This window comes from Maribacter arcticus (assembly GCF_900167935.1).
Taxonomy (GTDB): domain Bacteria; phylum Bacteroidota; class Bacteroidia; order Flavobacteriales; family Flavobacteriaceae; genus Maribacter; species Maribacter arcticus.
Genome location: NZ_FUYL01000002.1, coordinates 519,788 through 533,615 on the forward strand (window position 1 = coordinate 519,788; position 13,828 = coordinate 533,615).

Annotated in this window: 7 protein-coding genes; 4 read left to right on the forward strand and 3 right to left on the reverse strand. The window is 34.6% G+C overall.

Annotation, left to right across the window (positions count from 1 at the left end; translation table 11 throughout):
• Positions 1–81: 81 nt before the first annotated feature.
• Complete coding sequence (locus B5X55_RS05210) at positions 82–1,188, forward strand: TolB family protein (RefSeq protein WP_079511606.1); 1,107 nt, start codon at positions 82–84, stop codon at positions 1,186–1,188.
• A 269-nt stretch (positions 1,189–1,457) separates the two neighbouring features.
• On the opposite strand, the gene B5X55_RS05220 is transcribed toward B5X55_RS05210, so the two are convergent.
• Positions 1,458–3,857 (reverse strand): outer membrane beta-barrel family protein, encoded by a 2,400-nt coding sequence (locus B5X55_RS05220; RefSeq protein ID WP_079511539.1) that lies wholly within the window; start codon positions 3,855–3,857, stop codon positions 1,458–1,460.
• Between the two features lie 107 nt (positions 3,858–3,964).
• Positions 3,965–6,370 carry a TonB-dependent receptor gene (locus B5X55_RS05225; protein ID WP_079511540.1) on the reverse strand — a complete coding sequence of 802 codons (2,406 nt, stop codon included), beginning with the start codon at positions 6,368–6,370 and terminating at the stop codon, positions 3,965–3,967.
• Between the two features lie 202 nt (positions 6,371–6,572).
• On the opposite strand from B5X55_RS05225, the gene lepA reads away from it, so the two are divergent.
• Positions 6,573–8,369: a translation elongation factor 4 gene (gene lepA, locus B5X55_RS05230; RefSeq protein ID WP_079511541.1), complete on the forward strand. Its 1,797-nt coding sequence runs from the start codon at positions 6,573–6,575 to the stop codon at positions 8,367–8,369.
• On the opposite strand, the gene B5X55_RS05235 is transcribed toward lepA, so the two are convergent.
• Positions 8,366–10,225: a cation:proton antiporter gene (locus B5X55_RS05235; RefSeq protein WP_079511542.1), complete on the reverse strand. Its 1,860-nt coding sequence runs from the start codon at positions 10,223–10,225 to the stop codon at positions 8,366–8,368. The two genes, lepA and B5X55_RS05235, sit on opposite strands and share 4 nt — an antisense overlap.
• A gap of 129 nt (positions 10,226–10,354) precedes the next feature.
• Between B5X55_RS05235 and B5X55_RS05240 the strand changes: the two genes are divergently transcribed.
• Together B5X55_RS05240 and B5X55_RS05245 are read left to right on the forward strand one after the other, a co-directional pair.
• The gene (locus tag B5X55_RS05240) at positions 10,355–11,227 is read left to right on the forward strand and encodes a universal stress protein (RefSeq protein WP_079511543.1); all 873 of its coding nucleotides are present in this window, start codon (positions 10,355–10,357) and stop codon (positions 11,225–11,227) included.
• A 2-nt stretch (positions 11,228–11,229) separates the two neighbouring features.
• Positions 11,230–13,446: a SulP family inorganic anion transporter gene (locus B5X55_RS05245; RefSeq protein WP_079511544.1), complete on the forward strand. Its 2,217-nt coding sequence runs from the start codon at positions 11,230–11,232 to the stop codon at positions 13,444–13,446.
• The last annotated feature ends 382 nt before the right edge of the window (positions 13,447–13,828 follow it).

Consider the following 13,828-nt stretch of genomic DNA (forward strand, 5'->3'; position numbering starts at 1 on the left):
CCCAGTAACAAAAATAAAATGAACGGAAATAGAATTTTTTTAGCCATTTTTGATTTTATTTCTTTCAAAATTAAGCATCCTATGAGAACTATTATCCTGCTTTTACTTCTATTTATTGTTGGTAGTTGTAAAAATGAGCCAAAAAAACAAAAAGAAGTTGCTATTGAAACACCCTCCTTAATGGCTGGTAACGACACATTAATTTATCCTGAGGAAAAATACTTTAAAAGTATTCGGCAAATTACATTCGGGGGCGATAATGCTGAAGCATATTGGAGTTGGGACGATACGCAAATGATTTTCCAATCTAACAATACCTCATGGGATTTGAATTGCGACCAAATGTTCTTAATGAACATTGATGAAAACTTTAAGGATGCCAAACCGCCCATGGTTAGCACTGGAATGGGACGTACTACATGTGCCTATTTTCTTCCAGACAATAAACATTTTGTGTATGGGTCTACCCATTTAGTAGATAAGGAATGCCCAGAAGTGCCCTTGCGTAAAAATGGTAATTATGTGTGGCCTGTATATGATTCCTTTGATATTTTCGTGGCCGACCTAGAGGGTAATATAACCTCTCAACTTACAAAAGAACCAGGTTATGATGCTGAGGCCACAGTTTCGCCAAAGGGTGATAAAATTGTATTCACCTCAACCAGAAGTGGTGACTTGGAACTTTACACCATGAATTTAGATGGTACTGAAGTAAAACAAATTACAAACGAATTAGGATATGATGGTGGCGCTTTCTTTTCTCCAGACGGCACCAAACTCATCTTTAGGGCTTCGAGGCCTAAAACTCCAGAAGCCATTAAGAAATATAAAGACTTATTAGCAGAAGGTTTGGTAGAGCCAACTGATATGGAACTTTTTATCTGCAATGCTGATGGTAGTGACCTAAAGCAACTGACCTTTTTAGGAAATGCCAATTGGAGTCCGTTCTTTCACCCGTCAGGAAAAAAAATACTGTTTTCTAGTAATTTTGAAGCTGAAAAGGGTTTTCCTTTTAATCTATATTTTATAGATATTGATGGTAAAAACCTTGAGCGGGTTACGCATGGTGAAACCTTTGATGCCTTTCCGGTGTTTTCAAATAACGGTAAATACTTGGCCTTTTCAAGCAACCGAAATAATGGAGGAACAAGAGATACCAATTTATTTATTGCAGAATGGCAAGAGTAGTTGTTGTGTATAATTGGTGTTTTATCTCCTTTTGATATTCGGATAACCTTGAAGGAAGTACGACAAAAAATAGTAGAGCAATCTCCCATTTTTAAACCTGATGATCTAATACCGGTAACATGTAATCTAAATGCTTTGGTGATGGCCTATGCCTTAAAAATTGGAGGCATACTGTTCGCAAAGCAGAAGAAATATTTATGATATTGGCAGAAGTCTATATCTCTTAATAAGTCTTGGTATTTGCGGCTCTATGATGGACTAAAATAGCACTACAAACGTCTGCCCTCTTCGGTGTTTTTCCTCTTGTAATTATCCCTTATTTTGGTGTTGCCGAATTTGTACCTGAAACCTGCAATGAATAATCTATTTTCCCATCTTGAATATGTGCTGTTACTTTGATCAAGATAATTTCTTGTTCCTTTGATACCTCCATCATTAAATATATCCTCTACTGCCAACGAAATACTCGCTGCTTTGTTCCACAAGGTTTTTCTTAAGGATAAGCCCAATTTACCATAAGAAGCATACTTTGTGTTTCCACTAATTCTCGGTGAAAAATGGATGTAAGTCAAATCTGCATATAACGATTTGTCATTTAAAAATGTAAAGCTGTTGGTGGCTCGGGTATGTGTGGTCCAAATAGAGTTTTCTACAATGGTGTTGGAGTTTAAATCTGTGAAGCTGTCCTTGTCATAATAGTGACTTATCAATAAAAACAAATTCCAAAAAGAGGTAATATCTTTCGAAACGCTTGCGTCTACACCATAATAATTATTCGATTCTAGATTAATGTACTGTGTGCGTATGATATTTGTGGTATTATCTTGAAACACTTGTTGCGATTGTTCATTAGATTTTTTGCCTGCAAACAAGACTAGTTTATATGCTTTATCATAAACATAATCGAACTGCACATAATCACTATATGCTGGCTTCAAATTTGGGTTACCCTCTATAATAGAATTTGCCGATAAATAATATTGAAAGGGGTTTATAGTATTATATCTAGGTCTTGTGATTCGTCGATATGATTTTAAATAAAATGCATTTTTATTGATTGTATAAGATAAAGCCATTGTAGGAAACCAATTCATGTATGAATTGGTATTTGCTATCGATTCGGTATTTAATTCGCCCTTGGTTTCTGTATATTCTGCTCTTAAGCCTACGTTTAATTTCCAATTTTCCCAGCTATTATTTAAACTAATATATCCTGCATAAATTTTCTCATCATAATTAAAAATACCTGATTCAGTTAGACCTACTCTCTCTGTATTTTGGTCAAAACCAGATTGAACTATACTTGCCTCAGAATTAATTGACGCATACCTTAACCCTGTCTCCATCGTCGAATGCTCACCGAAAGGTTGTGTAAGGTCGGTTTGTGCACTATACAGATTGATGATTTGATTTGATGTAATATTAAAAGTATCTTCTGTAATAAACTCAGATTCACCTTCTACAAAATCATTATTCAATTCTTGATTTATTCTGTAATCATAATACGTGAAATGGGTATTGAAAGAAAGCTCGGCTCCCTTTTCGTTTAATTTATGTACCCAATCTAAATAATACGCGGTATTTAAAACATCTTTGTTAGAAATATTAAGGCCCGCTAAAAGTGCTGTGGTTACTCCGTTCGTGTCTTCTATTTCAGTTTCAGACGTATAATCATCGATGCCATTTGGGGAGTAGCTACTATTGGAAGTTAGACTTATTGTATTCTTCTCATCTAATTGAATATCTAGAAATAAGTTTAGGGTGTGACTTTTTTTATTAACAATAGATTTCTGTTCTGCCCTCCAAGTTTCACTAGGTTGGCCGTTATTAAAAAAATTAGTGATATCGGTATATCTCGTCCAATCTCTATTATGGCTAAAACTGTAATTCGTAGAAAAATCTAACTTCTTTCCTTTAAAGAAATGATCCATACCCAAGGTGTGTTTGGGTAAAACGCCCTGGGTATATCGGTTGAATACAGAACCATTATAGCCAGAGACTAAATTTTTCTTCATTTTAATATTGATTAATAAACCGCCTTCTGCGCTATACTTTGCTGGCGGACTAGTAATCACTTCTATAGATTCAACATTGCCTGCCGAGTTACCAGAAAGCAAATTCATAATATCTTCTTCAGGCAAATTAACTCGTTTGCCATTAATCATGATATTCACATTCGAGCTACCATTAACCAACAATTTATTGTTCATGACCATGACCCCCGGTGTGCGTTTTAAAACACTCCAAATATCATTATCAGAAAGGGCGGTATTTTCAATATTAAACACATGGCGGTCTGCCATATGTTCTAAAATTGGTTTCTTTTGGGTAACCACCACCTCATCTAATTGCTGTGCACTATTCAAAACAAGAGTTTCAATTTCTGTCTCTTTAGATACTTGAATCAACTGACTTTCTACCGTGTTTTCAATGTAGCTAGCAACAATCTGATATGTACCTTCTTTAATACCCGAAAACTGATAGAAGCCGTTATCATTGGTTACTGTGCCTTTTATAAAATCACCCTCTTGCGTCAATAAAAGAACATTTACCAATACCATCGGCTTTTTGTATTCATCTAAGACCAAACCGGTAATTTCAAAATCTTGCGAGTAGGTAAGAGAAACTATCAGGCTAAAAAGCAATGTGGTAAAGAAATTCCTAATCATTTAGTTGGTTGTAGGAATTAAAAGTAGGAAAGTAAATCGGAAAACTCTGTAAGAAATGTTAAAGATTTAACAAGGAAAATTCAAATGCCTTGACAGTGTATGAATTATTAATTTTCTAGACGCTCACGCTCGCTTTTTTCTATATCACGTTGGTTGTCCTCTAATCGGAAATTTCCGAAATTATACGTGAACCCAAACTTGACGTATTGTGTTTCTGGTGTAGTTAAATAACGGTTGTCTTGATTTAAATATTTAGAAGAAACATAGGCATTGTATTTTCCTAAAAGATCATTAGCGCTTACACTAACTACCGCTCTATTGTTCATAAACGACTTTCTAAGCCCCAATGTTAAATTGGTAGATTGTTCTTGAATATATGACCCCTGTAAATAGCCTGACATATATACAAAGCCCAATTCTCCTTTAAATGTACCGTCGTTAGAAAGGGTAAAATAATTAGTTAAATCTAAATAAGCTCCGTTGAATTCATTCTTAAAAGAATAGGCTTCACTTTGTAAGGCAATAAATGTTTCGTCTTCATGAAAGAGTGAAATATAACTATACAGGTACCAATTATTAGTGATGGACTTACCATAGGTAAAATCAAGACCAAAGGAAGTACTTGCAAGTACGTTTTGGGTAATATCCCTTAAAACTAAATTTTCATTGTCTTGAAATGTAAGTGTGGAGATATACCTACCATTATCCCGGTAATAAAAATCAAAAAAGTATTCTTGATTAAGCGTATAGTTTAAATTAAAATTATGACTAAAACTTGGAGTTAGGTTTGGGTTGCCCTCTTCAAAGGTTCGTTCATTAATGTAGGTTCTAAAGGGATTTAAATCTTCATATCTAGGTCTTTTTAATTTTCTAGAATAATCAAAAGAAAGGCTATGGTGTTCATTAATATTGTGAAGTACATATAATGATGGAAACAGTTCAAAATAGCTAAGGTTGTTAATGGTAGAAACATTTGCTGAAATACCTGAACTTTCTGTTTGCTCTGCTCGTAAGCCCGTTTTTAAGCTCCATTTCTCCCAATCTTTTGAAAAGCTAAAATATGCAGCAAATACATTTTCATCGTAGATATAATCATCAGATAAGTTAGGTATAAATTCTGGGCCATTATTTCGAAGAATATAGTCTAACTTACTTTCAGAATTGATAAATGACCCTTTAACTCCTGTTTCAAAAAAAACGCTTCCCAAATTGTCATTATAATCTAGTTGAGCAGTTTTAATTTCTATTTGTTGATTCGCATTGGTTGAGAAGTTAAAATCACGAATAAATGACCCATTGGGTAAAAAATAATTAGAGTTCACATCTTGTGATCTATCAAGGTCAAAGTATGTGTAGTGGGTATTAATATTTAGATTTCCACTTTCCTTAAATTTATGTTTATAGGTAAGATCTCCAGATATATTATTCTTTATTTCATTAAGATAACTACCTGTAGTAAATGTAGAATCTATAACCCCCGAACCATTTTTAATGGTGGTATTCTGAAAAAAGTCGGACTCTCTTTTGGGTTGTAGTTGTGCGTTAGAGGTTAGGCTAAGGCTATTTTTGTCATCGAAATCATAATCTATAACAAGGCCTGCGCTATGCGTATTACTTCGAATTATTTGGTCAAAATCAGTATCCCAAATAGAAAAGACACCTGTATCATTAATATAATTAGTATTACTCAATGTATTTTTAAATTCCTTTTTTGGAGCAAAGTTGTAGCTCGCATTCACATTAAGTTTATTAGTCTTGTAAAAATGAGACGTGCCAAAATTATATTTAGGGAAAACGCCTTGGGTATACCCTGCACTGATGTTTCCTTTATACCCAAGAGATACGTTTTTGCTGGTAATGATATTTAAAATTGATCCCCCTTCGGCATCGTAACTCGCTGGAGGGTTATAGATAACCTCTACCGATTTTATATTTTCCCCTTGATAATTTTCTAAAAGATTTCGAACCTCTTCTGATGATAATTGTACTTTTCGATTGTTAACATAAACGGTAGTCGCTTGATTTCGTACTTGTAATTCATCATTCATTACAATTACCCCTGGTGTCTGACGCAGAATATCCCATGAGCTATTTTGTGAAATTACCGTATTTTCAACATTAAAAACAATGCGGTCTACCTTACGTTCTACTACAGGTCTGTTGCTTGTTACGGTAACCTCATTAAGTTCCTCTGCTTGTTGCTCTATAATTACAGCGCCAATTTTTGTGTCTTTTAAAATCTCTATTGCAAGATTATTTGACATCTGCCCTACATAAGATGCTTTCAAAAAATAGAGCCCCTCTGAGATGTTTGTAATTGAAAATATTCCGTTCTCATCTGCAGAAGTTCCCTTAACCAAAGTGGAATCGGTCACATTCAAAAGAAAAACAGAAGCAAAGGCAACAGGTTCTTGAAATTGATCTTTAACCTCTCCTTTTAATTCATAGGTTTGACTAAACACACAATCTGAGATACCTAAGGTTAAGATTAAAATCGCAAATAGTAGTTTCAATAGTAGCTTTGGTTGAATTTCAAATCTAATTAAAAAAACGTTGTAAACCTTTACAAATTATGTAATCCAAAGAAAAGATAACATCTATAAATTGGCGATTACACTCAAGCTTAGCGCTATAAATTAGATTATATTTGCAATTGCTCTTTAAAGCCGAGTACTATTCTTGGTTTAAAATTGTACTATTATTACCGTTACCGCTATGAAAAACATTAGAAATTTCTGCATTATTGCGCATATTGACCATGGTAAAAGTACCTTGGCCGACCGACTGTTAGAGTTTACCGGTTCGGTTACCGATCGAGAGAAAAAGGAGCAATTGTTAGATAGTATGGATCTTGAAAGAGAGCGTGGTATCACTATAAAAAGTCACGCCATACAAATGGACTACACCTATAAGGGTGAACAATATATTCTAAACCTTATTGACACTCCTGGTCACGTAGATTTTTCATATGAAGTTTCTAGATCTATTGCGGCTTGTGAAGGTGCATTATTGGTTGTAGATGCGGCACAAAGTATACAAGCACAGACCATTTCTAACCTTTACTTGGCTTTAGAGAATGATCTTGAGATTATACCTGTTTTAAACAAAGTGGATTTGCCAAGTGCAAGCCCCGAAGAAGTTACCGACGATATCGTTGATCTTTTAGGCTGCAAGGCAGAAGATGTTATACCTGCAAGTGCAAAAACGGGTATTGGTATTGAAGAAATTTTAAGTGCAATTATTGAGCGTATTCCTCCTCCAAAAGGAAACCCAGATGAAGCATTACAGGCACTTGTCTTTGATTCTGTTTATAACCCTTTTAGAGGGGTTGAAACCTATTTTAGGGTAGTGAACGGCTCAATTAAAAAAGGTCAGAAAATAAAATTCGTTGCAACTGATAAAAGTTACTTTGCCGATGAGGTAGGAACTTTAAAATTAACACAACAGCCCAAAAAGGAAGTTAAGGCTGGTGATGTAGGGTACTTGATTACAGGTATTAAAGACGCGCGTGAAGTGAAAGTGGGTGATACGATTACCGATTCCGCTCATCCAACTACCAACCCTATTGCAGGTTTTGAGGATGTAAAACCAATGGTTTTTGCCGGTATCTACCCAGTTGACACAGAAGAATTTGAAGAATTGCGGTCTTCTATGGAGAAATTACAATTGAACGATGCGTCTTTGGTCTTTGCTGCAGAAAGTAGTGCTGCGCTAGGCTTCGGATTTCGTTGTGGATTCTTGGGGATGCTACACATGGAAATCATTCAAGAGCGTTTAGAGCGTGAGTTTGACATGACCGTAATTACTACGGTACCTAACGTTAGCTACCATGCCTTTACTCGTAAGGACCCACAGGTTCCAATGATTGTGAATAATCCGACCGATTTGCCAGACCCATCAACCATAGACCGTGTTGAGGAACCTTATATTAAAGCTACTATAATTACTAAAGCTGATTTCGTAGGTAACGTTATGTCACTTTGTATTGAAAAAAGAGGACAGATCACGAATCAAACCTATTTGACTACAGAGCGTGTTGAGCTTAACTTTGATATGCCATTGGCAGAAATTGTTTTTGACTTCTATGACCGCCTAAAAACGGTATCTAAAGGCTATGCTTCTTTCGATTACACGCCAATTGGCATGAGAGAATCTAAATTGGTGCGTGTAGATATATTATTAAACGCACAAACGGTAGATGCACTTTCCGCATTGATACATGCTGATAATGCTGCTAACATTGGTAAAAAAATGTGTGAAAAATTAAAAGAACTTATACCAAGACAACAATTCGATATTCCTATTCAAGCGGCTATAGGCTCTAAAATTATTTCTAGAGAGACTATTAAAGCATTACGTAAAGATGTAACCGCTAAATGTTATGGTGGTGATATCTCTCGTAAAAGAAAACTTTTAGAAAAACAGAAGAAAGGTAAAAAGCGTATGCGTCAAGTTGGTAATGTAGAAATACCACAAGAGGCATTTATGGCCGTACTTAAACTAAACGATTAAGAAATTTCTTTAACGCCTTCTTTTTCTTGACTTTCAGTAGGAAATATTTTACCCAAATAGACTAATTTATAGCCTTCCTTTATATCTGTGAAATCTTTGCTGAAGGCAGTAATAATTTCAATATCCCCTTCAGGATCTTTAAGAAATAAAGGAACAATATCAGCATCGGCCTTGGTAATTTCTATCAACCCTTCGTAATGTTCCGTATCATGAAGTTCAATTTCATGTATTGCCGGAAACTTTCTAGATGCTTCGGTTAGTTTAATAAAATCATCTGTATGGGAAAATAAACCTTCTTTAGGATTGTTTTCTGGGTCTCCCATTTCATCTGCATCTACCAACCTAAAAGAACCGTTTTCGCCAAATATATCTTGAAACTTGTTGATGGCGTATTTATTGATATCAGAGTTACCGGTCAGTGCCATTAAATATCCAATATCATTAAGTTCTATATTATCTGTCAAACTATCAGAATAAATATTGGCAGAAATAGCTTCCAATCCTAATTTATTAGCCTTGTCAATGTTTGATTGATTATTGTCTATTAATACCACATGCCTATCATTCTGATGTAAATATGCACCAATTAACCTCGAGGCTTTTGATGCACCTAAAATTAATATGCCTTCAGATTTATTAAGAAAGACCCCTACTAATTTTGCAAATAATCGAGCTGTTGTGGCGTTTAATAAAACCGTGCCTAAAACAATCATAAACACCAATGGTGTAATGTACTCAGCACCTGGTTCTCCTCTCGATAATAATTTAGAGCCAAATAGCGAGGCGATACCCGCTGCAACGATACCTCTTGGGCCTACCCAGCTAATAAATAGTTTCTCATTAAGTTTCAAATTGGAGCCTATAGAACTAAGAAAAACGCCAAGCGGCCGAATTAACAATACAATAGATAAGAATAAAACTACCGTTTTCCAGGTATATATTAATTCGAGTTCAGCAATATTGATATTGGCTGCAAGTAATATGAACAAAATCGAAATTAGAAGAATGCTCAAAGATTCTTTGAAATAGAGCAGCTCTTTAATATTGGGCAAATTAGTGTTTCCCATGACCATCCCCATTACGACAACGGCCAATAAGCCAGATTCATGAGCAAAAACATCAGACATTACGAACACTCCCAACACAACAGAAAGTGTAACTACATTTAGCAAGTAATGTGGTATAAAACTCTTTTTTATCAAAAAAGTAAGCGCATGGGCAAATGTAAAACCAAATGTAAACCCGAATAATAAAATTTTACCAAACTCTATTAAAGCGGTCATTGTATATGCCTGTCCCTCTCCTACACTTATAAATTCATATACCAAAACTGCTGCCAATGCCCCGATAGGGTCGATAAGAATACCTTCCCATTTCAAAATTGCAGATACATCTTTTTTAAGCGGAATGTTTCTCAGAATTGGGGTAATAACTGTCGGGCCTGTTACAATAATTAAAGCAGAGAATAAAAAACACAACTGCCATGAAAGACCAAATAGAAAATATGCTGCTAATGCTGCCCCAAAAAATGTAGTTACGCTTCCTAAAGTGATTAATTTAGTAATCACCGGACCAATGCTTTTTATTTCAGAACGCTTAAGGGTTAGTCCGCCTTCAAAAAGTATAATACTTATCGCAAGAGAGACAAAGTAATATAAACTTTCGCCCGGGAATAGTCCTTTTTCCCCATTCCAAATCGGTTCAATTATCTTAGATCCATCGGCAGTATAAAGCGTAGAAAATGGCCCAACCAGTAGGCCGATAAGTATTAAAGGTAAAATCGCAGGTAATTTTAAACGCCAAGCTACCCATTGAGCAAGTATCCCTAATATAATGATTCCTGCAAGCTCTAACATATTATTTATTTTGGATAAAAATAACAATTAAAGCGTATTAATTACCATAAAAATACACCTAAACAACGCGTTTTTAAACACCTGAATTAGTATGGGAGTTTTCCTTGTTATAATTAAGCCCTATCTTGGATGGCACAACCAACTAATCAAAATCTTATCAAGTTATATTCATCGATTTTATTCGGCTTTGCCTTTTCACCTTCGCTTAAGGTGAATATTTTAGAATCTACTCGTATTGCCCATTTCCTGAATTGCAAATTAATCTTATTACATGTGGGTAAAAACACCCCTGAAAAATTAAGTGAAATCAATTCCATTATTTCTCAAACAGAACATTCAAACCTTTCTATTGAAGTTCTTTGGAAGGAAGGAAATCCTGAATCTGTCATAACCAAAGCTTGTTTAGAACTGAATATTGACTTGTTAATTCTAGGGGCACTACAGCATGAGAATAGATTTCAGTTTTATGTAGGGTCTATAGCAAGAAAGCTAACACGCAAAGTAAACTGCTCTGTTCTTTTATTAATAAAACCGTCAGAAACACGAGTACCCTGCATGCATGTTGTGGTGAACGGGCTAGATGCACCAGACACCCCGATGGCCATAGAACATGCTTTTTATTTTTCTAGTTTACTTGGCGCACAACAAATTACCATTGTTGAAGAAATTTTGCCAAAAGAAATACATGTTACTGTTGAAGATGACCGCTCGTTAAAAAAGGCGAATATTATTAAACAACGATTAAGGCACAGAGAAGAATCAAGGGTAAAAAATATAGTAAGCAACTTACCTAAAAATATTACTCAAAATATAAATGTTAAAACGCAAAGTATATTTGGAAAAAGAGGGTATTCGATTGGGCACTATGCCGAAGTAGTCAGAGCTGATCTTTTAGTGATGAATGCACCTGTAAAAACTGGTATTTGGGACCGAATTTTTCCACATGATATAGAATATATTTTATCTGATTTACCAACCGATTTATTAATAGTTAGAAAATAGATTTGACAGCCAAAAAAAAGAAAAACACTACATTCATTGGTTCACTTCCCAAGAATTTATTTTCTGGCTTTGTGGTATCTCTAATTGCACTACCCTTAGGTCTTGGGTTGGCATTAGCAAGTGAGGCACCTCCAATTTCTGGTATTATTGCTGCTGTCGTTGGTGGTATTGTGGTTTCTCTTTTAGGGGGTTCTAATGTAACTATTACCGGACCCGGAAATGGTTTAGTTATCGTTCTATTAGGTGCTATAACAACCTTAGGCGGTGGTAACTTGTATGAAGGCTATCTCTTTACATTAGCTGCTATTGTCTTTTCTGGTATTCTCATGCTTATTCTTGGATTTTTAAAAATGGGGCGACTGGCAGATTTCTTTCCGGCCTCTGCAATTGAGGGCATGTTAGCCGCCATTGGTTTAGGTATTCTTGCTAAACAGTTTCATATTATGATAGGTCATAATAATGAACATGGTAGCATTGTCTATTTGCTCTTACAGATTCCTGAAGGTATAATAGGCTTATATGAAAATTACCACATAGAGGAACTAATTGCAGCAATTATTGGCTTAGTTGGATTGGTTATCATGGCGAATTATTCTAAAATAAGGAACAAGTATTTACACCTTATTCCTGCGCCAATGTGGATTTTAATTTTATCGGTAAGCTTAAGTTATGTTTTTGTTTCGCTAAATCTTCCGTATCCCTTAAAAGATGAATTTTTGGTCAACATTCCTGATAATGTGCTCTCCAATTTAGCTTTTCCTAATTTTTCAAAAGCACTGGAGCTTGATTTTATAATGACCGTCTTAGCGATTACACTAATTGCAAGTATAGAATCATTATTAAGTATTAAGGCAGTAGACAAGCTTGATCCCGAACGAAGAAGGTCTAACGTAAACAAAGACCTTAAAGCTCTTGGTTTAGCTACTAGTCTAAGTGGTTTAGTGGGTGGTTTAAATGTGGTAACCGTAATCGCAAGAAGTTCTGTTAATGTGAATAATAGCGCGACCAATAGATCTGCTAATTTTTTTCACGCCCTTTTTCTAGTCATATTCGTGCTTCTTTTTCAAGATCAATTACGACGAATTCCTTTGGCAGCTTTGGCGGCAATACTTGTATATACGGGTTATAAGCTAGCTACACCAAAAAATTTCTCTAAGATTGCGCAAATTGGAAAGGAACAGATTATTATCTTTTTAGCAACCCTATTAACTACCTTATTTACAAATCTCATAACAGGTATAGCTATGGGAATTCTTGTCACATTTGTAATTCATGTGGTATTAAACAAAAGCTTATCGCTATTTATTAATCATTTAGCAAAGCCTAATATTTTAATGTTTAAAGAGAATGATGGTAGCAGTTATTATATAAGTGTTAAGTATTTTGCGAGTTTTCTAAACTTTTACAGACTAAAGAATAAATTGGATGTTATACCCGAAAATGAAAATGTCATTTTAGACTTTTCTCTATGTCGTTTTGTAGATCACACCGTAATGGAAGGTTTAGAAAACTATGTGGACACCTTTTCTAAGAAAGATGGTAGTATTGAAATTATTGGGCTAGATAAGCATGGTGCAGACTCAAAACATCCTTTTGCCATTCGTAAATTGATGCCTTTGACCAAGCTAGGTCCTATAGAAAAATATTTCACCAAACGACAAAGTCTTTTAAAATCTATGGCCAAAGAATACAATTGGTCATACTTTCCTAATAGGTCTAATGAAACCACGTTTTTACAGAAGTTTATTTTCTTTAGAACACGAAAAGTGCCTTTTTTCTACAACAGCTTCTATGATGAAACTAAGACATTTCATTTATTTGATATAGAGTTTAGTGAGGGTGAGTTTATAGCTAGAGAAGTGGTTAAGACTACTATTTTACGCATAAAACTAAAACGAACAATACCTGTGTTTACCTTAGATAAAGAAGGGCTATTAGATTTTATTTATGGCATGGCGGGCTTCAAAGACATTCAATTAGAGAATCATCCAGATTTTAATAAACGCTTTTTCTTAAGTGGAGAAGATCAAGATGCTATTCAAAATCTATTTTCCAATGAATTAATTCTATTTTTAGAAAGCAATCCATATTACCATATAGAAACTAACGGAAATTCTATCTTAATTTTGAAAAAAGAACGGCTTCTAAGTGTTAAAGAAATTAAAGCAATGATCTATTTTGGAAAACAACTTAACCAACTATTAAGTCAAAATACATAAGTTTCAATCTTTAGATATTCAATAACGTTGGGCGGTAAATATTTCAAAAATCCTCCGTTTAAAGAGTCATTCAAAATTCTTGACAGCCAATTTCAATTACCCCGAATAGTAGTTTTACCAAAACTGTTTTTTTGACATTGCTCTATAGAATGTCTTACTGTTGGTTCTTTGACCAATATAAATATTGAGTAATTTAACCATGCTTGTTGGTTAAAGAGTTAATTATAGGCGCAATAAAAACAAGGTTCAACAAAAAACATAACAATTGGCTGTTTGTGGCATTCTTATATGATTGATAAACAAAGGCTTGTTATAATTTTAATATCAATTGACACAAATAGCTATTTCGTTTTGAGCTTCAAATCATAATAGCTAATTATAA

What these genes read in the sequence shown, in the direction of transcription:
- B5X55_RS05210 (WP_079511606.1), top strand. Translation starts at nt 82, where the DNA reads ATGAGAACTATTATCCTGCTTTTACTTCTATTTATTGTTGGTAGTTGT.
- B5X55_RS05235 (WP_079511542.1), bottom strand. Translation starts at nt 10,225, where the DNA reads ATGTTAGAGCTTGCAGGAATCATTATATTAGGGATACTTGCTCAATGG.
- B5X55_RS05220 (WP_079511539.1), bottom strand. Translation starts at nt 3,857, where the DNA reads ATGATTAGGAATTTCTTTACCACATTGCTTTTTAGCCTGATAGTTTCT.
- B5X55_RS05240 (WP_079511543.1), top strand. Translation starts at nt 10,355, where the DNA reads ATGGCACAACCAACTAATCAAAATCTTATCAAGTTATATTCATCGATT.
- lepA (WP_079511541.1), top strand. Translation starts at nt 6,573, where the DNA reads ATGAAAAACATTAGAAATTTCTGCATTATTGCGCATATTGACCATGGT.